The 22113-nt window shown below is 47.1% G+C and carries 16 protein-coding genes and 2 pseudogenes; 6 read left to right on the top strand and 12 right to left on the bottom strand.

Annotated elements, in window-relative coordinates; all coding sequences use genetic code 11:
• Positions 1-61 precede the first annotated feature (61 nt).
• Complete coding sequence (locus ACFVQB_RS28980; protein WP_379447555.1) at positions 62-3598, bottom strand: S-layer homology domain-containing protein; 3537 nt, start codon at positions 3596-3598, stop codon at positions 62-64.
• A 501-nt stretch (positions 3599-4099) separates the two neighbouring features.
• Between ACFVQB_RS28980 and ACFVQB_RS28975 the strand changes: the two are divergent.
• Positions 4100-4266, top strand: a pseudogene (locus tag ACFVQB_RS28975) (IS30 family transposase); the annotation flags it as partial.
• A gap of 86 nt (positions 4267-4352) precedes the next feature.
• On the opposite strand, the gene ACFVQB_RS28970 reads toward ACFVQB_RS28975, so the two are convergent.
• The 5 genes from ACFVQB_RS28970 to ACFVQB_RS28950 all read right to left on the bottom strand — a co-directional run bounded on the left by ACFVQB_RS28970 (position 4353) and on the right by ACFVQB_RS28950 (position 10877).
• Entirely contained in the window at positions 4353-5312 is a 960-nt protein-coding gene (locus ACFVQB_RS28970) for an L-threonine 3-dehydrogenase (protein WP_379447553.1), read from the bottom strand.
• A 37-nt stretch (positions 5313-5349) separates the two neighbouring features.
• On the bottom strand, positions 5350-6540 hold the full coding sequence (locus ACFVQB_RS28965) for a glycine C-acetyltransferase (protein WP_379447550.1): 1191 nt from the start codon (positions 6538-6540) through the stop codon (positions 5350-5352).
• A 77-nt stretch (positions 6541-6617) separates the two neighbouring features.
• On the bottom strand, positions 6618-6788 hold the full coding sequence (locus ACFVQB_RS28960) for a hypothetical protein (protein WP_379447548.1): 171 nt from the start codon (positions 6786-6788) through the stop codon (positions 6618-6620).
• A gap of 1583 nt (positions 6789-8371) precedes the next feature.
• Complete coding sequence (locus tag ACFVQB_RS28955) at positions 8372-9769, bottom strand: catalase (RefSeq protein ID WP_379447538.1); 1398 nt, start codon at positions 9767-9769, stop codon at positions 8372-8374.
• Between the two features lie 493 nt (positions 9770-10262).
• Entirely contained in the window at positions 10263-10877 is a 615-nt protein-coding gene (locus ACFVQB_RS28950) for a TetR/AcrR family transcriptional regulator (RefSeq protein ID WP_379447527.1), read from the bottom strand.
• A 345-nt stretch (positions 10878-11222) separates the two neighbouring features.
• Between ACFVQB_RS28950 and ACFVQB_RS28945 the strand changes: the two genes are divergently transcribed.
• On the top strand, positions 11223-12155 hold the full coding sequence (locus ACFVQB_RS28945; RefSeq protein ID WP_379447516.1) for an alpha/beta hydrolase family protein: 933 nt from the start codon (positions 11223-11225) through the stop codon (positions 12153-12155).
• Between the two features lie 674 nt (positions 12156-12829).
• Here ACFVQB_RS28945 and ACFVQB_RS28940 read toward each other — a convergent pair.
• Together ACFVQB_RS28940 and ACFVQB_RS28935 are read right to left on the bottom strand one after the other, a co-directional pair.
• Positions 12830-13272 (bottom strand): annotated as a pseudogene (locus ACFVQB_RS28940) (cytochrome ubiquinol oxidase subunit I).
• Positions 13273-13669: 397 nt separating this feature from the next.
• Positions 13670-14233 carry a TetR/AcrR family transcriptional regulator gene (locus ACFVQB_RS28935; protein ID WP_379447514.1) on the bottom strand — a complete coding sequence of 188 codons (564 nt, stop codon included), beginning with the start codon at positions 14231-14233 and terminating at the stop codon, positions 13670-13672.
• Positions 14234-14487: 254 nt separating this feature from the next.
• On the opposite strand from ACFVQB_RS28935, the gene gap reads away from it, so the two are divergent.
• The 3 genes from gap to ACFVQB_RS28920 are packed head-to-tail and all read left to right on the top strand — an operon-like array spanning position 14488 to position 16735.
• Positions 14488-15498 carry a type I glyceraldehyde-3-phosphate dehydrogenase gene (gene gap / locus ACFVQB_RS28930; RefSeq protein ID WP_379447512.1) on the top strand — a complete coding sequence of 337 codons (1011 nt, stop codon included), beginning with the start codon at positions 14488-14490 and terminating at the stop codon, positions 15496-15498.
• A gap of 11 nt (positions 15499-15509) precedes the next feature.
• Entirely contained in the window at positions 15510-15749 is a 240-nt protein-coding gene (locus ACFVQB_RS28925) for a hypothetical protein (RefSeq protein WP_379447510.1), read from the top strand.
• A 5-nt stretch (positions 15750-15754) separates the two neighbouring features.
• Positions 15755-16735, top strand: a complete 981-nt coding sequence (locus ACFVQB_RS28920; protein WP_379447508.1) for an NAD-dependent epimerase/dehydratase family protein — start codon at positions 15755-15757, stop codon at positions 16733-16735.
• Positions 16736-17801: 1066 nt separating this feature from the next.
• Here the strand turns inward: ACFVQB_RS28920 and ACFVQB_RS28915 are convergent.
• Positions 17802-18260: a MarR family winged helix-turn-helix transcriptional regulator gene (locus tag ACFVQB_RS28915; protein WP_379447506.1), complete on the bottom strand. Its 459-nt coding sequence runs from the start codon at positions 18258-18260 to the stop codon at positions 17802-17804.
• 135 nt (positions 18261-18395) lie between these two features.
• On the opposite strand from ACFVQB_RS28915, the gene ACFVQB_RS28910 reads away from it, so the two are divergent.
• Complete coding sequence (locus ACFVQB_RS28910) at positions 18396-19274, top strand: SDR family NAD(P)-dependent oxidoreductase (protein ID WP_379447504.1); 879 nt, start codon at positions 18396-18398, stop codon at positions 19272-19274.
• Between the two features lie 65 nt (positions 19275-19339).
• Here ACFVQB_RS28910 and pstB read toward each other — a convergent pair whose 3' ends face one another.
• From pstB to pstC, 3 genes are read right to left on the bottom strand one after another with little or no spacing between them, the layout of a single operon-like run.
• A complete protein-coding gene (gene pstB, locus ACFVQB_RS28905) occupies positions 19340-20095 on the bottom strand; it encodes a phosphate ABC transporter ATP-binding protein PstB (protein ID WP_379447501.1) in 756 nt (251 codons plus the stop codon).
• 53 nt (positions 20096-20148) lie between these two features.
• Positions 20149-21057 (bottom strand): phosphate ABC transporter permease PstA, encoded by a 909-nt coding sequence (pstA, locus tag ACFVQB_RS28900; RefSeq protein ID WP_379447499.1) that lies wholly within the window; start codon positions 21055-21057, stop codon positions 20149-20151.
• Positions 21054-22022, bottom strand: coding sequence for a phosphate ABC transporter permease subunit PstC (gene pstC / locus ACFVQB_RS28895; RefSeq protein WP_379447497.1), 969 nt, complete (start codon positions 22020-22022; stop codon positions 21054-21056). The genes pstA and pstC overlap by 4 nt, the downstream gene beginning before the upstream one ends.
• Positions 22023-22113 lie beyond the last annotated feature (91 nt).

Here is a 22113-nt window from a genome sequence, read left to right as displayed (position 1 = left end):
AACGGCAGCAAAGGCCACCCCTCTCGGGACGGCCCTTGCTTTGCTTCATTATTTTGTGCGATTACACGTACAATGCGATTAACAATTTATAGATCATTGCCGCGGCTTCCGCCCGGGTCGTCATATTCCCCGCACGAACCGTATTGTCCGTATATCCGTTCAAAATCTTGGCCTGAACGGCTGCATTCAGTGCCTCTTGTGCCCAAGACGGAGTTTGCGATGCGTCAGTGAAGCTTGGTTTTACAGCATCCCCACTCGCTCCCGCCTGTGCATCTGCACTTGTTTTCAATGCATTCGCCATCATCACAGCCATCTCGGCACGAGTGATCGTCTGATTAGGCTTGAACGTGTTGTCTCCATAGCCCTTCACGATTCCGGCTTGCACAGCTGCGGCAATGTCACTCTTCGCCCAGTCTGGCAGACTGCCTTGATCTGCAAACGTCGTATCCGACTGAACAGACTTCAAAGCCAGTGCCTTACTGATCAACGTAACAAACTCTGCCCGTGTAATCTTCTTGGATGGTTGGAATGTACCATCTGTATATCCCTGGATAACGTCCATGCCAATCAAACGATCTGCATAGTCGGATGCCCAGTGACCGTTCAGATCGGACAGATTGGCTGGTACGTAACTGGACACCACGAAGGTTCCCAGATGATTCACATTCGTCGTCACCGTTCCTGCTGCGTCTGTCTTCCCGCCGACAAATACCCAGCTCTGACGAGCTTCATTATAATAGTAGATTGCTGGCTGCATTCCTTGGGGCAGCTTAGAAGCGTCATATTGCAAGCTAAGTGCTGCCTGCTCATTCAATGTCCGTCCGCCAGTACGGCTGATTTGTACCGCTTGACCCAGTACGTTCAGCGAAGCTGCATTCTGCAATTGTTCCTGAGATACAACAGACAGTTGCAACGTATCTTTTTCCCCAATGGCTCCAGCCGGAGCGTTGAATTGCACGACGTCTTTGAGACCCGTTTGTACAGGCTGATTCGCTCCTACTTCTACTTTCACTTCAGTAGTTGATTCTGAGCCCGCATCCGGGTTAGTTGGTGTGGTTGGAACGGTAGGCGTTGTTGGCACACTTGGTGTGCTTCCTCCAGAATTCCCACCAGAGCTGCCTCCATTACCTCCACCTGAACCCCCGCCATCATTGCCTGAGCGGGCTTGTACGGTAACCGTACGTGTGACTTCCTGTGCAGCATTGCCGGCAATATCTTTCACGTTATAATGAAGGGTGTAGATCCCCGCTGCTTGTGTGTTCACTGTGCCGTCAATCTGCACGGAACCACTGATGCCCACATTATCGGTAGCCTGTGCTCCGGGCTCGTTATACGTATCTCCCACGGTTAATGTCATCTGGCTGCTGCCTTGCAGGGTGATGACAGGGATTTCGCGGTCTATTTTGACCACCAAAGGTAAAGTATACGTTTCGCTCAGATCGTTTGTCGCTCTGAATAACAGCTTATGCTCTCCAGGCTCGGTTACCTCCAAAGGTGTATTCTCTGAATACGGCTTGTACGTCTGACCTCCATCAAGAGACAGCTCGATCGTCGCCGAAGTGGCAGGCGCGTATACTGCGCTGGTTACACTAACCGTTACGGACTGGTTTGTCCATGTATCCGTATGATACGGCTGGCCGTCAGCGGTGGTCATGTTGCTTTTTAACACCAATACCTGATTATTTGTTCCTTCCACAATGACAGTGAACGTTCTGGTATCCGTTTCGCTGCCACGTTGTACCGTTGCTGTCAATTCCAGTCGCTCATTATTCTCAGGCTGTGTAAGAAGTTTGCCCTGTTCATCCATCAATTCCGGGTTGGAGCTGGACCAGCTAATCGTGGCTCCATGTTTTCCTTCAACAGGAAGGGTAAGGTCGGAAGTGACCGCGTTCAGATCGCCCAGATCAATCGCTTGAAGCGTATCCGTTACCGCCTGTGCATCACTGTAAGGTGTGGCACTCATGAAGATTGGATTGGAGTAGAACCACAGATCGCCATAGTTCTTGTCATTGATCTCATTGAAGCGAGTCGTTGCATCAGCTGTTGTAATTTTCGGATCAAGCTGTGGTTCACCATTTACGGTTTCACCTGTAACGTTCATACCCAGATTCGTACCGCGCAGACGGAAATACTTATCCTGGTCTGTGGCTCTGATCTTGTACGTAATAACATTGTAACCTTCGGCGTCTGTCGTCCAATCGTTGGACGTGAAGGTAGCCAGCACTTGGGTGGAGTCGTTGGTGTCTTTGTTATATGCGGCTGTGCCCTTCTCGGCCTTGCCTGTCACATCTCCCGCGATGAGATCGACATGATCGACCACCGGTACTTGTCCAGCGGACGTGCCGCTGTTGATTGGTTTTTCATAATTGTTGCTTGTGGTTGGACTCTTGAAACGGATTTTCAGTTCCACTTCGTCACCTTGGGTCACACCCAGGTCTCCGCCCATTTCAGCCTGATTACCCGCGCCGGAAGCCGTGAAGTCCAGTGCGTTGATCAGATCACCGAATACGGAAAATGATTTCCCCGAACGCAGTCCTTCCAGCACGGCTTGCATTCCTGTACCATCAACCCACGAATAGGTCTTGGCATATTCGCCCGGAAAATAACCGCTGGAATTCGTGTCAATCGTCTTGAAATGGTAATCCGAATTGCCATAGTTCCAGAAGTGACGCCCTTCTCCCAACAATGCATCCCACAGACCGCCCACCTTGGCGACCATATAGTCCACACCGCCGTATGTACGGTATTTGTATCCATCATCTGCAATTGGATCGGCTACGTTGTATGTTGTATTATACCCGCCACGATCCGGTTCCATCTGGTTCCCCAGCATACCTTCGATACCGAATACGACTTGTGGGGCCAGATCGTTGAATTCACGGAAGTCCGCGATGGTATATTTGTTTTTGCCCCGTGAAGGGTGATTGATCATCGCATAACTCGTCGTTGGATACTTGGTTGCCAGCCAATTGATAGCAGCCAGTGCATCCTTATGAGTCGTATAGGCACGTCCCCCCGACAGATCCCAATTCGCTACATCAGCCGCATTGAACAGGTTCGCTGCGCGATTGGTAAAACGATATTCAAATTCGTTTGCAGCTTCCAGCGCCTCGGTCGAATTCGGTTCATCCGTAAGAATCCCAACCCCAACATGTTCGTGCGTCGGCATGTCCCATTCGAAACCGGAGAAAATTGTCTTGCCTGCGTATTTGCCTGCTCCCTGAAGTGCTTTGATCTGTGGCACCTGATATTCGTTCATCCCTTTGGACATCGGAATCGATCCACCTGGAATGTCTGCTCCGTTGTGATCCCGCTTGGATAACCGCAAATGATCCGTAAGCGCGATCCAGTCCAGACCATACTTCGTCAGTCCCGCGTCGAGTACATTTTCCAACGAATTCTGCGCATCATCGGACTCAAACGTATGTACATGCAGATCTCCCGTTTGCCATGAACCTGTTGCCGAGCTGTTGGTTGGTGTGTTATCTCCCGCATCCGCATAAGTTACCGCAGCAGGGAAAGCTCCCATTACAAGGCCCGTAGCCAGTGGTATAAGCGTAAGTATAGCAAGCATTTTCTTTCCTTTATCGTTGAACAAAATCATCCCACCACCGTTCTGAGTTGTTGTGTCGGGAGTAAATATAAGAGACTTTGAGGGCAGGGTCAACGCAATGAAAGCGCCTATTAAAAATTTGACATATATCTGCATTGCTTTACATTTCGTTAACGATTTCATTTACTTTGTATATGAAGATCATGCTCAGTCTTACTCCATATTAAGGTCTTGAAATGTGCTAGAGAGAAGTTGCAAGAGGGTGAAGCAAAATTCGGATTTTGTTCACCATTCAGGGAATTTCCACCAATGCTAGTGGTCTATTAGGAATATGGGACACGAACTTGTACCGATAAAATAAAAAATCCGCTAAATTAGCGACTTCAATGGGAGTATGTTCTTGTCCCTCGACAAATCGTGCGTGTTCTGAAATAAATGGCTCCCTTTCACTTCTGTGTTTTAATTTTGCATACCTCGGTCTGTCCTGTTGCAAACCTCGACACCTCGACAATCGATTACAAGTTCTTGTCCACACGAAGAAGCCTTTCCTCCTGGCAACAGGCTCAAATGAGAATGCCAATGGTCTTTTGCGAGAATTCTTTCCTAAAGGCACGGATTTCGCTCAAATGACAGACGAAGCTTTATGCCGTTTTCTTTATCTGATAAGCCACAGCCCACGGAATTGTCTGGGCTGGAGGATGAAAAAAGAAGCTGCAACCAAAGGTCCGGGTAACGCTAAACCTCTTGATGCAGCTTCTTTTGTATTTCTACTCGCTTTGCACAGCGAATTCATAATAACTTAAGCCTTGCGAAGCATTTGTCTCTCGCTTAGCTGTGAAAGCATATCCTTCGTCATGGCCTTCAGGTCGTAGCGGGCATGAAATCCCCATTCTGTTTTCGCTGCCGTCGCATCAATGGAATGCGGCCAGCTATCGGCAATCGCCTGTCTCTTCGGATCAACGTCATAATCGAGGATAAAGCCGGGAAACTCATCCCGAATCGCTGCAGCGATCGCCTCCGGATCCACGCTCATTGCGGTGACATTAAATGAATTTCGGTGCATCAACCGGGAAGAATCCGCTTCCATCAATTCGATGATAGCGTTCAGGGCATCCGGCATATACATCATGTCCATGTTTGAGTCCTTGGCGATATAAGATGTATACCGGCCAGCCGTCACGGCTGCGTAATAAATTTCCACCGCGTAATCCGTCGTTCCTCCGCCGGGAGGCGTCATATAAGATATCAAACCCGGGAATCGCAGCCCCCTAGTATCCAGGCCGTATTTGTGAAAATAATAATCACAAAGCAGTTCGCCGGACACTTTGTTCACGCCGTACATCGTATTGGGCCTCTGGATCGTATCCTGCGGGGTATTGTCTTTCGGAGTCGAAGGACCAAAAGATCCAATCGAGCTTGGAGTGAAAAATTGGCAGCCGAGCTCCCTGGATATTTCAAGTGCATTCATCAATCCGCCCATATTCAAATTCCAGGCAAGCAGCGGTTTCTCCTCTGCGGTAGCCGACAGCAGCGCAGCCAAATGGATGACGGTATCAACTTCGTACCGCCTGGCGATTTCGAACATCGCCTTATCATTCGTCACGTCCAGCAGCTCGAATGGCCCGGATCGGGTAATTTCGTGGGCTGATGACCTGAGATCCGTAGCAACGACGTGATCCGCACCATAAATTTCACGTAATTTAACAACTAACTCAGAACCGATTTGGCCCAGTGCTCCGGTCACCAAAATCTTGTTCATAAGACATTCCTCCCGAAATATACTCCCGCGAATGCAGCTAAATCAGTTTCATTTCCTTGCCAACTTTCTCATAAACGGAGATCACCTGGTCGAGCATCTCCTTGGTATGGGCAGCTGTCGGCATGTTGCGTATTCTTCCGGTTCCTTTCGGAACCGTCGGAAACAGGATTGCCTTGGCGTAAATGCCTTCTTCATAGAGCCGTTTGCTGAACTGTTGGGTGGTTACTTCATCGCCAATGATACAAGGTGTGATCGGCGTTTCGCTTTGGCCTACATCATATCCAAGCCGGCTCAAGCCATTTTTCAAATCATTGCCGTTCTCCCACAGCTTCTCGATCAGCTCTTTGTCATTCATCAAAATGTCGACAGAAGCGCTGCAAGAAGCGATTGCAGCCGGAGGTAGCGATGTCGAGAACAGAAACGGACGGCTTCTCAGCTTCAACCATTCGATCAGTTGTTTTTTACCCGCCACATAACCGCCGACAACGCCGATCGCCTTGGAAAGAGTACCAATTTGAAAGTCAATGCGGTCGGACAATCCAAAATGCTTCACGGTTCCCGCACCTGCTCCGAGAACGCCCGAACCGTGGGCATCATCCACATAAGTAATCAGATCGAATTCTTCTGCTATTTTCACGATTTCGGGCAGCTTTGCTATATCACCATCCATGGAGAAAACCCCGTCGGTGATGACCATAATTTTATGGTACTGACCGGATTCCTTGGCATCTTTCGCCTGCTGTCTTAAATCATTCATATCCGAATGCTTAAAGCGAATCACCTTGGCTCTCGACAGGCGGCAGCCATCAATAATCGAAGCGTGGTTCAGCTCATCTGATAAAATCGCATCATGCTGGTCCATTACCGCGGATATAGCAGCCATATTGCAGTTAAATCCCGATTGATACACGATAACGGCTTCCGTTTTTTTGAAACGGGCCAGTTTTTCTTCAAGCTCAATATGAAGATCCATCGTACCATTAATTGTTCTTACAGCCCCTGCGCCTGCCCCGTATGTCTGCGACGCCTTAACTGAAGCATCAATCAGGCGGTAATCTGTTGCCAGTCCCAAATAGTTATTGGAAGACAGATTGATTAGGGACTTTCCGTCGATACGAATAACAGGACCATTTGCACCCTGCAGCGTATCGATGACGTTATATAGACCTTTAGTCTTTAGATCTTCGATGTTCGAACTTAAAAATTGGTCCAATGCTTGACTTGACATTCCATTCCCTCCTCGATATACGTATGTCCTCGTACAGGAGACATAGTATTCTCCAAAAAACCCTGTTATAAAAGGAATTAAACTAATTTCAATGTATCATCTTTTTTATTTTTTGTACACATGTGGCGGACAAAAAATAAAAATATCCGCAAAAAAACATAGCGATTGCTTCCCCCATTCCCGGAAGCAATCGCTACTAAATCTTTGCTTAATATCTTTTGCTGCTCGGTAACTTCTTGTGCAGCCATTATTTCTTTTGCTTATTCCTTTAAATCAATCGATTTACCCCGGTTCAAACGGGATTCTTCCGAGGCAAACGCAATGAGATGACTCCGTACGGAAGCGCTTGCCGAGGTTAGGCTCTCCTGACCACTATAGTTCCATAGCTACAAACTCCTTAAGGTGCTAGCATTACCCATGCCAACAGCGCTGTTCGGATGATCATGTTTGCCTGTAGCAAAGGCTGCCTCTTCAATATAATAGACACTCGTTTCTTCCGAAAAATGTCGACGCCATCATGCGATAAACGGGCGGCCGCGGAGTCGATGTCGTGTTCGACACCATCGGCGGCAACACATTGTCGCGCAGCCCCGACACGCAAGCACTCCTTGAACGAAGCTATTTTTCAAGCCCTTGCGCAAAGGGATACTGCCTTAGCAAAAAAAATCATGCAGCAGTCCCAATGGAATATCAATGAAGGTGTCGTCAGCATCGCGAAGGCCTGACAACGGCGAAGCACTTATACGCTCATCAATATTACCAATGAAGTAACAGCTCTACCTTGAAATGGTGAAAAAAAGACCTACAACATTGGTGTAGGTCTTTTTTTAATGCAGCGTTTACTCGTACGCGGACACAAATCGCCCATACCAAGTCTACAGCATCACCCCCCCGTCGATCTCAACATTTGCTGCCGTATTCCATGTCATTATAATCGGGTTGCCGACGCAGTATTTTGCTTGAACCAATGGACCTGCTTTACTAGATCATTTCGTTGATAGTGACATAGATATATACCCTCCTTCTTTACAGCTCTTTTATGATGAATATACACGGGTAAAAACACAAAATATCAATATCACCCGGGTATATTTATTAAATCCTATAGATTCTGTGCACTCTTTCTAGAGCATCACATTACTTTTTTGGTTCGTATCACTGACCACTCGTATTTGTATTTTCTTAATATTGGACTGGATATTAATACTATTTTGCCCATTAGATTTACAAAAGAAAAAATAATTAAATATATGCCTATTCGGTAATCGGACTAAGTTCTTGTCCTCAGATTGGTGAATGGAACAATTTCTTGTTTGCGACACCATACCGATTAGATACACGACTAATCGGTAATAGGAACAGGTTCTTGTCCAATACGGTAATCGGTACAAGTTCTTGACTTCGGCTCGGGACACGAACTTGTACCGATAAAATTAAAAAGCCGCTAAAATAGCGACTTCAATGGGAATATGTTCTTGTCCCTCGACAATTGTCGTGCCGCCCCGCCCTATTCATTTGGCACAGGGTCGAGCTTGGAAAAGAAAAGCCACACATTTAAAGACCGAGTAAATGCACCTGAATGAAATAAAGCAGAGGTTGAAAACCAAGTAAGCTAAGCGAATATATTCAGTTCTACAACCTGGACCGATTCCAGAAGAAACAAAACAACCGTTCCACGGTGAATACCGAGAAACGGCCGCAGCTTAAATGTTTGCATTTTATACTGTCTACTTGACAGGGTTTGACCAAATAGTGACTTTTAATGGGAATATGTTCTTGAACCCCGACATTTGATCGTCCTCATTCTTCTACTTCATATAAATTATATGAATCATCCCTTCTTCGGTGCGGCGATCTGGCGTGCTACCCTTTCGGCTAATGTTGCATCAGCCTCGAATAAATAGCCTAACACAATCCTCTGGATCTCATGAGAAGCCGCCGATAAGTCATCAGCGAGGTTCTGAACAAGATGATCCTGCTGAACTTGTGTTAGCGATTGGTAGAATTGTCCCGCTTGCGTGAAATTATCGGCCTTCGAAATATCGGATCGAACGAGCCGGCCGGCTACATAGCGCCCTTCCCCGTTCGTTACCTGATCCGTAGGTGACCAGTTTGCTTGATGGTTAATCGGAATTTTGCGAAAATCCGATCCAAGGCGATGCCGCTGTGAATCCCAATAAATATTGCTACGGCCTTGCAGCATTTTATCATCGGACAGCTCAGCACCATCCAGAAGATTGGACGGGGAGAATGCCAGCTTCTCGACCTGCTCCTGATAATTCGTAGGGTTCGTATCCAAGACGAGTCGACCAACTGGCAGCAGCGGGAAATGACATACATCCCACACTTTCGTGTCATCCAACGGATCGAACGACAGCATTGCCTCATCCTGTGGGTTCATCAACTGCACATATAGCCCATATTGGACTGGTGTACCTTGGGCGATCGTGTCATATAGATCTTTACCCGAATAATCGGGGTTCTCGCTGGCCAAACGAGCCGCTTCTTCCGCATCGATATATTGCTCTCCAGCAAGCGGAATCCAGCGATATTTGACGTAGAAGCGTTCGTTTTGTGCATTTCTCCAAACATAGGTGTTAACACTGTGCCCTGGCGTATGGCGGAGACTCTTGAGCGTCCCTTCGTCCGAGTATAGTCGTACAACGAAATGGGTTGCCTCTGGTGCTCTAGCAACGAAACCCCAGAATCGATTCGGATCGATGAGATTGTTAACGGGTGATGGCAGAAAAGCATGAATTGACTCAGGAAACCGGATCGGGTCTCGTACGAGGAATACAGGGATATGATTACAGAGCAGGTCGAAAACGCCTTGCTCGGTATAAAATTTCGTCGAGAATCCACGCACGTTGCGGGATGTATCGGGTGTCCCTTTGTTGCTGACCGCAAGTGAGAAACGCACGGTAACGGGTACCCGTTTTCCCGGCTGCTGTAAGAAGCACAGGTTCGTATAAGCGGCCATCGAGTGAAGGGTTTCAAAATAACCCAAGGCTCCAAATCCCTTTACGTGTACCGGGCGCTCTAATATCTTTTCGTGGACAAAGGTTTCAAGTGTTTCATGCAGCATGCTGTCCTGTTCCAAAATCGGTCCCCGTTCTCCTACTGTCTGTGAATGGTGTTCCGGCGACTGCTTAGCATGCCATTGTGATTGTACGTTGCCTCCCTGCCAGTTTCCACCGTTTGCGTGATTGTTAGCTTTGTTACCGTCCATTGATCCGCCCCCCATATCTACATTGTCGGGGATATATATGCATGGCTATGTACGGATATGTCAGCATGTCATATTCGGTGACCGTGTCTCAAACTTATAACGAGTAAATACTGGGACGATCCTTGGTTTGAACGACGATGCGTCTTATTCAGAACAGTGCCGAAGTACTTGCTCAGGCGATTTTCGTACTATGGTACTTTTGAGAATCGAATAACATGTGCTTCTTATTTAGATATACATCTAATCGGCAATCGGTACAAGTTCTTGTCCTTGGCTTGGGACTAGAACTTGTACCGATAAAATAAAAAAGCCGCTAAAATAGCGACTTCAATGGGACCATGTTCTTGTCCCTGGACAAATTTTTATATTACTACATACCGAAGCTCTCGATATCCCCTTCAAAAAGCCCACTAGTAAACATTCCAACCAAAGGTGTTTACTAGTGCGCTTCTGATCACTTCATCACAAAAAAAGAAAGGATTCTGTCAAAGTGTTAACGGTTCGCACGGTAACGCAACCCATCTACAAGAAGAGAAACAATATTTTTTGCATGTTCTATATCACCATTGTCTACTGCCGTACATAGGCTTGCTACCGCCCACAACAATTCATCTGGTGTAATCTTGGTACGTACTTCTTCTGCAGCTGTTGCTTTTTCAATCAAAGTCTTCAGAACTGGACTTAATTCCTCTACAAAGCAAATAGGTAAGGATTCGTATGCCGGATCACTAGAATGTAGAGCTGCAGCGAGTCCGCGTTTAGTTGCTATGAACTCCAAGTAACGCAACATCCATCGCTCCAGTGCCTCAACAGGTTTATATTTATCAGCTAAGTCTACTGCAGCATCTGCACAAGCATCGATCTCCTGACGAAAAACAGCTTCAATTAAGTCTGACCGTTGTGGAAAATGACGGTAAACAGTGCCTACCCCTACGCCAGCCATATCCGCAATCTCACGAACTGGAGCGTCTACCCCCGAAGTTGCGAACACTGTCATTGCTGATTGAAGCAAAGCATTAATGTTGCGTTGTGCATCGGCACGTACGCTTCGAACTGTCTGCTGACGAGGTTCCAATCCCTCACTGCGATCTTCCGTTTTGTCGTTCATATAAGTTATATCCCCCATAAGTTAATTCTACATTATGTCAATGGAATTTAGCTACTGTTCTATTCTTAATATTAACAAGACATAATCATAGCTTCAAACTAAAGAGTATTCCATATTCAAATTGGACATTGAAACAGGGCCTGTAGAATCCCCTCACATTACATAACTCAGGTGTTATAAGCTCATTGTCCATCAAGTCTTTCAGGGAAGTTTAATAAATATCTTGCAAATGGAACTATGTTCCGAATATAATAGGAACAACGTTCCACTTATGTTCTGTTGTAGCAGAACAAAGGCGAACTCATAAATACTAATTGTTTAAAGAGAAAGGAAGGAATATTTAATATGAAAATCAATATGAGCGTTCCCTCTACCATCGTCTCTGTGAAGTCGATAGCACTAAAAGCCCCAGGTCGTGGTGAGGATTTGTTAGTGAAAATATCCGCCCCAACAACTGGAGGTAATTTGCCAATTATTCTTTTCGCACACGGTAATGGATCTTCGCTTGACGGCTATAGCCCTTTGACCGACTTCTGGGCTGCTCACGGTTTCGTGGTCATTCAACCTACGTTCCTCGATTCAAGAACTGTTGGCCTTACTCATGACGATCCTCGTAAACCACGGATTTGGCGTTACCGAGTCGAGGACATGAAGCGAATCCTCGATAATTTAGACCTTATTGAATCTGCCGTACCGGGCCTCAGTGGACGCACTGACCGAAGCCGAATAGCAGCAGCCGGACATTCCTTCGGCGGCCAAACGGCGGGCAACCTCTTGGGATTGCGAGTCCTCGACCCAGAAACTAAGAAGGACGTGGACCTGTCCGACTCGCGTATCAAAGCGGGCGTGCTGTTCGCCACCGCTGGACAAGGTGGAGACAACCTGACACCATTCGCGGCCGAGAATATGCCGCACTTGAACGTGAGCTTCACGCACATGACCACGCCCACGCTTGTGATCGTCGGGGACCAGGACTACACCCCGCAAAAGTATCAGTTGACCGTCCGCGGTCCGGAATGGATGTCTGACCCCTACTTCTTAAGCCCGGGAGCCGAGAGCCTGCTCACCCTATTCGGTGCAGAGCACTCACTTGGCGGAATCCCAGGTTATGAGGTTACGGAAACAACAGATGAAAATCCAGAACATGTAGCCTTAATTCAGCTGGTCTCATGGGCTTATCTTTGTCATTCGCTCGATATTGAACATGACAGCTGGTTGGCAGTTCAAAAGTCTTTGTCAGAAGATACAAATCCAATCGGTCGAATTGAATCCAAGTAAACTTTAACAAGAGCTAGGTACGCTCCTTTACCCACCTCTCACTAGGAATGGAGCGTACCTACTTTACGTCTAACATAAAGGATAATATACAGCGAGGAAGGTATGAAATCATTTCGATCTGTATCCCAGATTTGGGGCAAAAATTGCTTCAGTTCTTGCCTACAGCCAAAGAAACCTGTTTTCTATACAAAGATCGTTAATTAAGTGCATTATGTGCTTCTATCTCACCACATCAGTTCTGTCATGATAATATTAGATAGCATTCTAATCCGAAATGACACAATGTTCTTGTCTTTTTCGGCAAAGTAACCAAGTTCTTGTCCTTAGCTTGGGACAAGAACTTGGTTACTTAAAACAGAAAAAGCCGCTATAATAGCGACTTGAATGGAATAATGTTCTTGTCCCGCGACAATGGCTGGCTTCCGTTCTGGCGTATTATACATACTCAATTTTTGACATATTTATCAACCGACTTTTGTAGCGTCTTTTTTTGTACAGTAATTATTACAACAGCGAAACTGCTTGTAGCTTAAGTCCCCTTATAAAGTTCCCTACCAAAACCCTGCCAGCAGAGCAGCTCCTGTTAAATAGGCCGAACTTAATACATGAAACACCTTGGAGAATGTTGCCGTACTCAGCATTGCTTGAACGGGGTCAACGGCTGTGAATTGTCCTCATTCAAACGTAAATCCCCCTGGTTGATTCATAAATCCGTTTACCATCGTGATAAATACTGCTGACATCCCTGCACCAACGACAATAGGAATCGTTAGTAACCAATGCATCATCGGGTTTTTAAACCGTTCCCACGTGTAAAGGTAAATCCCTAGGAAAATGGCTTCAAAAAAGAAGGCGAACATTCCATAAACAATGGAAGCGCAATAACATTTCCCGCAAGTTTCATGAAATTGGGCCATACCAAGGAGAGTTGTAACGAAATTGCTGTTCCTGTGACTACGCCTACTGCAACAGAGATAACGAACCCTCGTGACCACCTCTTTGCCATTAGAATATAGTAAAGATCTTTCTTACGAATACCGATAAACTCGGCGAGTGAAATCAGTAAAGGGATACCCACGCCAAGTGTCGCGAAAATAGCGTGAAATCCTAGTGTCATTTCAGTCACCAGTTTACTCCATAGTACGTATCGATACCCATATTTACTTCCTCCCTCCAACGCTGTTCCTTTCCACAAAATGAAAAATTGAAACATCAGGTTTAGACGTTAAACTTTACGACCTTCGGGGGCTAACAGAATGATTTGCTCCTTCGTGAATAAAAAGAGAACCTTTTCACATAGTAAGTTGGCATTTCCCCAAATTTGTGAGAAATGCAGTTGAAATATTACAAAACCTGATATTTAAAATTTATTATATATTCGACGTATAGCCTTGCAATCGTGGTCAAGCCTTCTCCTCTAAACGTTCAAGTAAAGATCCATCGAAAGTCAAAATTCTGAACTTGAGTTGTCATCGATGATGCCCAGCTCCATTTCGATGTGCCAGTACACCAGATTAACAGGTCTTTAAGCAGCATTGCTGCAAATAGGACGAGAAGATTTTTTTATTCATTAGCATGTGCTTGTTATCCCCATCCAACTTGCTGAGTAAAATCCCTCCCTCCAACAAGGAAAATGCAAATGATGCTAGCGCATCCACATCCAGATCCTCCCTAAACTCCCCAGCTTGAATGCCGTCACGAATAATACTTTTCATCATATCCAAGAAGCTATGCAGCCCTTGCCTTGCCTGACCACAAAGCTCCAAATGAGTATCGTCACTTTCTACAGCTGTATTCTGCATGGGACATCCGCCAATAAATGGTGGATCGTTGACGACATTCTCATAGACACGAAAAAAAGCAACCAACTTTCCTGACGCAGACTGCTCTTGATCGACCGCTTCAGAAAATTTTCTGCCGACCATACTGGCAGCATAATTGTAGGCTTCAAGCGCTATCTCGTCTTTACTGGCAAAATGTCGATAGATGCCCCCCTTCTTAATTCCTGTGTCGGCAATAATATCGTTTAGCGATGTACCGGCATATCCTCTCTGGTTAAAAATTTCAGCCGATTTCATAATGATATGTTCCCGTGTTCTGTCCCCTTTTTTCATGAGCTCCTCCGTATGAACCTTTTATTATTTCATTTGTTTTAAATGAATTACTCAATTCGTCTTGCAATTCACTAATATCATGCTAATATAAAGATACCGATCGGTCTCTTTTCACATTATACAACAGGCCATTCTAGAATGAAATAGCGCTGGCCCATTTTTATTTCATCACTGGCATCGCTTATTGGAATAAATAAAACTTATAGGGGGATTTTTCAATGACTGTAAAAGTAGGTATAAACGGTTTTGGACGAATCGGACGAATCGCTTTTCGCCGAATTCAAGATGTGGAAGGCGTCGAGGTTGTAGCGATTAACGACCTTACGAACGCTAAAATGTTAGCTCATCTGCTCAAATATGATACGACGCAAGGCACTTTTCACGGTGACATTGAAGTCCATGACGGAACCTTCAAAGTAAACGGCAAAGAGGTTAAGGTTTTAGCTAAGCGCAATCCTGAAGAGCTTCCTTGGGGAGAGCTTGGCGTTGATATTGTTCTCGAATGTACAGGCTTCTTCACCACGAAAGAAAAGGCCGAGCTTCACCTGAAAGGCGGAGCGAAGAAAGTCGTCATTTCCGCCCCTGCTACAGGCGACATGAAAACGATCGTATACAACGTGAACCATGACACACTGGACGGAACGGAAACCGTCATTTCCGGCGCTTCCTGCACAACCAACTGCCTGGCCCCTATGGCTAAAGCTCTGCACGACAAGTTTGGTATCCAATCCGGGCTGATGACGACCGTTCACGCTTACACGGGTAACCAAAACACGCTTGACGCTCCGGATCCAAAAGGCGATTTCCGAGCTGCGCGCGCCTCAGCGGAGAACATCGTTCCCTACTCCACCGGTGCCGCAAAAGCCATTGGTCTGGTTCTTCCGGAACTGAAGGGCAAACTGGATGGGGCATCTCAACGTGTACCTGTACCAACAGGTTCCGTGACTGAACTCGTTGCCGTTTTGAATACCAAGGTAACGGTTGAGCAAGTTAACGCTGCTATGAAAGAAGCTTCCGATCCAGAAACTTTCGGCTACACGGAAGACGAAATTGTATCTTCCGATATCAAAGGCATCACATTCGGTTCGCTCTTCGACGCCACGCAGACGAAAGTTCTGACAGTCGGTGACCAGCAATTGGTGAAAGCCGCAGCTTGGTACGATAACGAAATGTCTTATACAGCCCAATTAGTTCGTACGCTGGAGCACTTCGCTAAGATCGCTAGATAAATAATCAAAGGATGGAGAGAAGGAAAATCCCATGGAGGCTGAACTCCATTTACGATGATCGATTGTTCGGCATTAGTCTGATTTTGACGGGAGGCGAGTCTGTTGACGCTAGTGGGCGTCTGCGAATGCTGCATCCCTGCTTTCACGTCACAGATCGGCTACGCAAGGTGGAACCACCCACTTCTGCGGTTCTTGAGCAAATCCGCGGCGGCGCCATGCGGACTATCCTGAATTCCGAACCGAAAGGATGATCACATTGAAAATTCTCGTCACGGGAGGCACCGGCCTGCTCGGCGGCCGCCTGATCCCGAAGCTCGTGGAGGATGGTCACCAGATTTTCGCCCTCACACGCTCTGTATCATCTCACGCCAAACTCAAGGCCATGGGTGCGACGCCGGTTGATGCCGATCTCGAAAGCAGCACGCCAATCGTGTTACCGATGATCGATGCAGTTGTGCATGCGGCCGCCCTTTTCCGCTTTTCAGGGCCTCGCGAACCCTTCTTCCGTACCAACGTCGATGGCACCGTAGCCTTGCTGAAGGCAGCCGAGTCCGCCCGTGCGAAGACATTCGTCTACATCAGCGCGGCGGGGATCCACATGGATAACGGCGGTACGCTCATCCGCGACGCCGATGAAAGCGCGCCGACTTTCCCGAACCACTTCTCCGCCTACCTGGCGAGCAAGGCACGGGCCGATTCATTGGTTCTGGCAGCCAACAAACCCGGCTTTCGCACGATCGCGCTTCGCCCACCGGCTATCTGGGGGCCAGGTGATCCGTTTAGCCGAGCGCTTCCCGAAGCAGTCAAATCTGGACAGTTCGCGTTCATCGACCGCGGCGATTACCCTTTTTCAACCTGCCATGTGGACAATGTAGTTGAAGCCATACAATGCGCTCTTGAACGCGGAGAAGGCGGCCATGCCTTCTTCATCAAAGACCAGGATGGGCAGACTTTCCGTGAGTTCGTCGCCTCGCTTGCGAACTTGAAGGGCCTGTCCATCGATAAACTGCGTTCGATGCCCTACTGGCTCGCCTCTGCCATTGGCCGGCTGTTCGACACGATCTGGGGCGTCACGCGGAAAGACGGCGATCCGCCGATCTCACGCTCGATGATACGCATGATTGGGCGTGAGTTCACCGTCAACGATGCCGCTGCACGTCGGGAGTTGGGCTTTGTCGGAAGAACTTTGCGCGACGCCGGCTTGCACAGCTATGAGGAACCATCTGCTCGACGATAAGGCTTTGGAGGGCAAACGACGGCAATCGATGGTAAGTTGTTCTCTGGACTGGCTCTTTTGGCCAATTTGGTAGGCATGAGCACTACAAGATCATCAAAAGCCTATTAGCGTAATAAAAAAATGGAGCAGTCGCCGCCGGCGATACTGCTCCTTAATTTGTTGAACTAAAGTGCTCTGTTAGTTTAGTGATTACTTCATTAAGTATGGGATAATTGAATCAATCTGTATCCCTCGTGATGCTTTTAACAAAATTAAATCATTTTTCTTAATTGCTCGGTTTAGTGCATTTGCCAACCCCATTTTATCTTCAAATGTTTTTACTGCACCTGTTGGATATCTCTTTATTGCTTCTGATGCAATATGGTAACTGAGATCACCGAATGTATAAATATAGTTTATTTTATCCGGGTCAAGATTTCTACCAATTACTCGGTGGAACTCTTCTTCATGATAGTTGTTTTACCATTACTACCCGTAACACCAATAACTTTGACTTGTAATTCTCGTCGATATTGTGCCGCTAATTTTTGTAAAGCTTCTAAGCAATCATCTACAAAAATTATCGGTAAATGGTCTGGTGGGTTAGGGTGATCCTTTTGCCAAAAAGAAGCAATCGCTCCTTTAGATATTGCTTCATGAACATAATTATGCCCATCTAATTCTCTTATAATGGGGACAAATACTACCTGGCTTTACGGTTCTGGAGTCAATAGACACTCCTTGAATCAAAAGCCCTCAAACTCCAAAGATAATCCATCGCCTTCAGACATTCGTTTAATAACTTTGAGTTCAGGAGTAATCATCATTGCACCACCAAATAAATTCAATTTTAAATCAGTGCTTAATCTTGATAATTGGGAACAGTCTAGGCGCAAATCCTTCGAAGCTTACTGAGATCGTGATATATCGAAAAAACAAAGGACGGGTAGGTAGCTAAAGCCGAACCGTCTTTTCTCGTTTTCAGACGTCCATATTTACCGTGTATGTCGTTATAAGGCGTTCCCGACAATTCCCCGCTCAAAAGAAAAGACGCCCGTTATGGACGCCTGCCTACAGATACCTCTCACTAACCATTAAACCCATTAAACTGCCGAAGCATAGTGGTAAAACGTTCCAGTTCCTCTTCATTCCATCTCGATATGCGTTCATAAAAAGTTGACTCCTTCTCCTTGAGCGCACCCACCGTCGATTGTTGACCAAGCTCCGTCAAAGACAGCAAAACGCCGCGCCGATCTTCGGGGTCCGGCTCCTTGCTTACATACCCTGCCTTCTCAAGTTGTTTAATCAAACGGCTTACCGAACTGCGGTCCATGGCCGTCGCTTCTGCCAAAGCTGCTGCGCTTGTAGGACCGTAAGAATACAACCACCGCACCAGATGAAAGGCGGCAGGCTGCATAGTTGCATCAAAACGCTCGGCAGATCGGACATTAAGCGCATGCGAAGCACTAATTAGCGCATGGATCTGCTCACCAAGTGCCAGTTCCAGGGTTTCTCTGGCATTTGTTTTAACTGGATTTTCACTCATTATTGTGGTTCCCCTCTCCTCGATACATCAAAACAGAATGTTGAATATATAGTTGACAAATATCAATTAATATTTATAGTTGATTTATGTCCATTATATAATTTAACCCTATTCGTGTCAAAAGGAGACCTCATTATGAAAACAACACAACCCATTATTGTCATCACCGGAGCAACAAGCGGCTTAGGTCAGCTTGCTGCCATGGAACTCGCGAAACGCGGTGCACACCTTGTACTCACAGCCCGAAGCGAAGAACGCGCCGAGACCACCAGAAACAAAATCAGGGAAATTGCGCCATCCGCCAAGATCAACTTTTTCTTCGGAGATTTGTCCTTACTGAGCGATGTAAAACGTATAGGGCTTGAAATCGCAGATGCTTATCCGCGTATCAATGTACTTTTGAATAATGCGGGTCTTCATGCTTTTGAACAAAGAGTCACTTCCGAAGGGTTTGCCGAGATGATCACCGTGAACTATTTGGCACCTTGGCTGCTAACACACACATTGCAACCTTCCCTGATTCAGGCAGGCCACGCCCGAGTCGTCAATATTGCATCTGAAGCCTCGCGAAATCACGGCAAACTGGTGCTGCCCGATGACTTAACGGATACCGCCCCCTTTACTGCACGCGGCTCCTCCTCAATCTATGGCAAAACCAAACTGCTCAATATTATGTTTACAGGTGAACTTGCCCGTCAATGGGACGGAACCGGAATCCGAGTGAATGCTTTGAATCCAGGTTTTAATGTTACGGGTCTTGGGCGAGAGTTGTGGTTTGCGAGTATGCTTGAGCGCATTTTAACGTTTTTGCATATCGGCGACCCACGGCGGGGCGCAGAGATTATGACTCGTCTGGCAATGGAACCGGCATTTGGTGAGGTTTCGGGAGGATATTTCAATGTTGGAAGCGGTGCATCCATTACTCCTGTGTATCCGGGCGGAGATGCTGGAATGCAAAACAAGTTGTGGACCGTTACGACACAATTACTGGAGCAACGTGGTCTGTTGAAATAATCGAAAACAGAAAAAGTCTTTCAGATCATATCTGAAAGACTTCCACCTCTCTTAACGATTCACAATCAACCAAATCGACCACTAATATAATCCTGTGTACGCGAATCAACGGGCTCGGAGAACATGTCTTGGGTAGCGGAGTATTCCACGACCTCCCCATTCAGGAAGAACACCGTCTGTTGGGAGACCCGAGCTGCTTGCTGCATATTGTGTGTAACCATCACAATAGTATAATTTTCCTTCAATTCATGCGCAAGCTCCTCAATCTTGAAGGTGGAGACCGGATCAAGTGAAGCGGTAGCCTCATCCATTAGCAGAATATCCGGCTCGACCGCCAGTGCACGTGCGATGCATAGACGCTGCTGCTGACCACCGGACAGACTCAGGGCAGAGCGCTTCAGGTTATCCTTTACTTCATCCCACAGGACCGCAGAGCGCAGGCTCTGTTCCACGATTTCATCCAGCTTCTTTTTGCCATGAATGCCATGTTGGCGTGGACCGAAGGCTACATTATCGTAGATGGATTTTGGAAAGGGATTCGGCTGTTGAAAGACCATGCCGATCTTCTTGCGAATGGTTTCCACATGTACCTCGCCGCTGTATATATCTGTCCCACCTACAGCCACTTTACCTTCAATGCGTGTTCCGGGTATCCGATCATTCATGCGATTGAGGGTCCGCAGCAACGTGGATTTGCCACAGCCCGACGGTCCGATAAAAGCGGTAATGGCCCGCTCCGGAATTTCAATGGAGACATCCTTAAGCGCTTGAAACGGACCGTAATATAAATTCAACTTGTTAATCTCAATAATTGGCTGCACAATGGTTCCTCCCGGTGTTGAAATTGATCATGTTACTGGATCAGCCTGACACATCAGACTTGATTTTTGCGTGCATTCAGCCAAATTGGCACACGGAACAGAATATTAATGAGCAAGGCCACAAAGATCAGCACAGCCGTTGTTTTTTGCGCAATTTCCTCGGCATCCGGCACAATCGCTTCGGATTGGATGTACCACAGATGTACAGCAAGGGTTCCTCCCGGCGATAGCAAATTGAAGTCCCACATCTCCCCGGATGTAGACACCCCTGCGGTCAGAATAATGACGGCACTCTCACCGAATGCCCGGCCTGCGGTCAGACAGATGCCTGTCATGATTCCGTTTATAGCCACTGGCAGCAATACATTACGGATCGTCTGCAAATGGGTGGAGCCAAGTGCAAAGGATGCATTACGAAGTTCAACCGGAACCGCCCGGACCGATTCCTCGGTTACCCTGGTAAGCACAGGCAGATTCAGAAAGGCAAGGCTGACGGCGGCGCCCAGAATCGTAAGACCAATTTCGAAGAACTCCACAAACAGGGCAATACCAAACAATCCAAAGATGATGGATGGAACAGAAGACAGTCCCTCCACGCAAATCCGCACGATCTCCATGAGTTTGTTGTTTGGAGCAAATTCCGCCAGGTATATCCCTGCCGCCATGCCGATGGGAATAGAGATTAGTAGGGAGAGAATCAGAACATAGAACGAGTTGAACAGCGCCGGCCCAATCCCTCCTCCTTCTTCAATCTCGCTTGGGACACCATATAGAAAGTCCCAGCTCAGCAAAGGCAATCCTTTTTCCAGAAGAAGAAATAACAGTCCGACAATGAATAAAATGACGACAATCCCTACACCCCATACCATACCCGTAAAAATCCGGTCCATCAGCGTGGATGCACCTCTGCGTTTGCCGAACGAATAGGCGGGGACAGCGTTCGCCTGCTTCTTCATACTCATGAGTAGCGTCCCCCTTTCTTCTGAAGCATTCTTACAGCTACAATCATCAAGATGGAAATGGCAAGCAGGATAAAGCCCATCATGTACAGCCCATGATTCCAGGTGGAATCGAATTCAACGCTTGAGATTTGCATGACGATATTACTTGTCAATACGGCTGTTGGCGTGAACAGACTGTTAGCGAGCTGCGCCGTATTGCCGATGACCATCACCACCGCCATCGTTTCTCCAATGGCACGAGTCATCCCGAGAATGACGGCGTACATGATTCCGCCTCTTGCAGCAGGCAGGACCACACGAGTTATGGTTTGGAAGCGATTCGTACCAAGCGCATAAGCTGCATCCCGGTATTTGTTCGGTACAGCAGATATGGCATCATCACTGATCCGGCTAATGGTAGGCAGCACCATAATCGTCAGAACGATGGACGCTGCGAGCAAACCGTCCGCCAGATCATGTCCGCTGATATCCCTAAGCCAGGGGATGAGAATCGTCAGTCCCAAGAAACCGTATACCACAGAAGGAATACCCACCAACAGATCCAATACGGGTCTCAGAATATGGCGAAGCCATTTTGGCGTCATTTCGGCCAGAAACACCGCAATGATGACGGAGATTGGAATGGCAAACAGCATGGTGAGTCCCGTGAGTGCCAGCGTTCCCAGAATAAAGGTCAGCGCACCGTAATGCTCATTTTCCGGGTCCCAGTTGGTAGAGAAAAAGAATTCGCTGAGCGAAACATCCGCAAAGGTCAGAACCCCCGTACGAAGCATAAGGACCAGAATGCATAACAGAACCAGACAAACAAACAATGTACTGCCAATACAGATCATGCGAAACAGTTTATTGGACCATCTTAAACGCGCCTTACGGTCAAATCGGGTTCCCGATCCGGGAGCCTTGCCAATGCTTGGATCAAGCTCACTCGCAGCAGGGCTGTTCGTGGATGGATTTAAATCGATCATGAAGGGCTCTTCCTTTCACATAGAGAAGCCAGCTTGGCGACCGTGCGCAGAAGCTGGCTATCCCTTTCCTTATGAAATGCGAGAATGATGG

This window comes from Paenibacillus sp. NPDC057886 (genome assembly GCF_042796655.1).
Classification (GTDB): Bacteria; Bacillota; Bacilli; order Paenibacillales; family Paenibacillaceae; genus Paenibacillus.
This window is presented reverse-complemented; position numbering and strand designations above follow the sequence as displayed.

Coding starts and splice junctions, on each gene's coding strand:
- ACFVQB_RS28960 (WP_379447548.1), bottom strand. CDS start 6,788: ATGGCTGCACAAGAAGTTACCGAGCAGCAAAAGATATTAAGCAAAGAT.
- ACFVQB_RS28925 (WP_379447510.1), top strand. CDS start 15,510: ATGGAGAGAAGGAAAATCCCATGGAGGCTGAACTCCATTTACGATGAT.
- pstA (WP_379447499.1), bottom strand. CDS start 21,057: ATGAGTATGAAGAAGCAGGCGAACGCTGTCCCCGCCTATTCGTTCGGC.
- ACFVQB_RS28950 (WP_379447527.1), bottom strand. CDS start 10,877: ATGAACGACAAAACGGAAGATCGCAGTGAGGGATTGGAACCTCGTCAG.
- ACFVQB_RS28945 (WP_379447516.1), top strand. CDS start 11,223: ATGAAAATCAATATGAGCGTTCCCTCTACCATCGTCTCTGTGAAGTCG.
- ACFVQB_RS28955 (WP_379447538.1), bottom strand. CDS start 9,769: ATGGACGGTAACAAAGCTAACAATCACGCAAACGGTGGAAACTGGCAG.
- gap (WP_379447512.1), top strand. CDS start 14,488: ATGACTGTAAAAGTAGGTATAAACGGTTTTGGACGAATCGGACGAATC.
- ACFVQB_RS28915 (WP_379447506.1), bottom strand. CDS start 18,260: ATGAGTGAAAATCCAGTTAAAACAAATGCCAGAGAAACCCTGGAACTG.
- ACFVQB_RS28935 (WP_379447514.1), bottom strand. CDS start 14,233: ATGAAATCGGCTGAAATTTTTAACCAGAGAGGATATGCCGGTACATCG.
- pstC (WP_379447497.1), bottom strand. CDS start 22,022: ATGATCGATTTAAATCCATCCACGAACAGCCCTGCTGCGAGTGAGCTT.
- ACFVQB_RS28910 (WP_379447504.1), top strand. CDS start 18,396: ATGAAAACAACACAACCCATTATTGTCATCACCGGAGCAACAAGCGGC.
- ACFVQB_RS28970 (WP_379447553.1), bottom strand. CDS start 5,312: ATGAACAAGATTTTGGTGACCGGAGCACTGGGCCAAATCGGTTCTGAG.
- ACFVQB_RS28965 (WP_379447550.1), bottom strand. CDS start 6,540: ATGTCAAGTCAAGCATTGGACCAATTTTTAAGTTCGAACATCGAAGAT.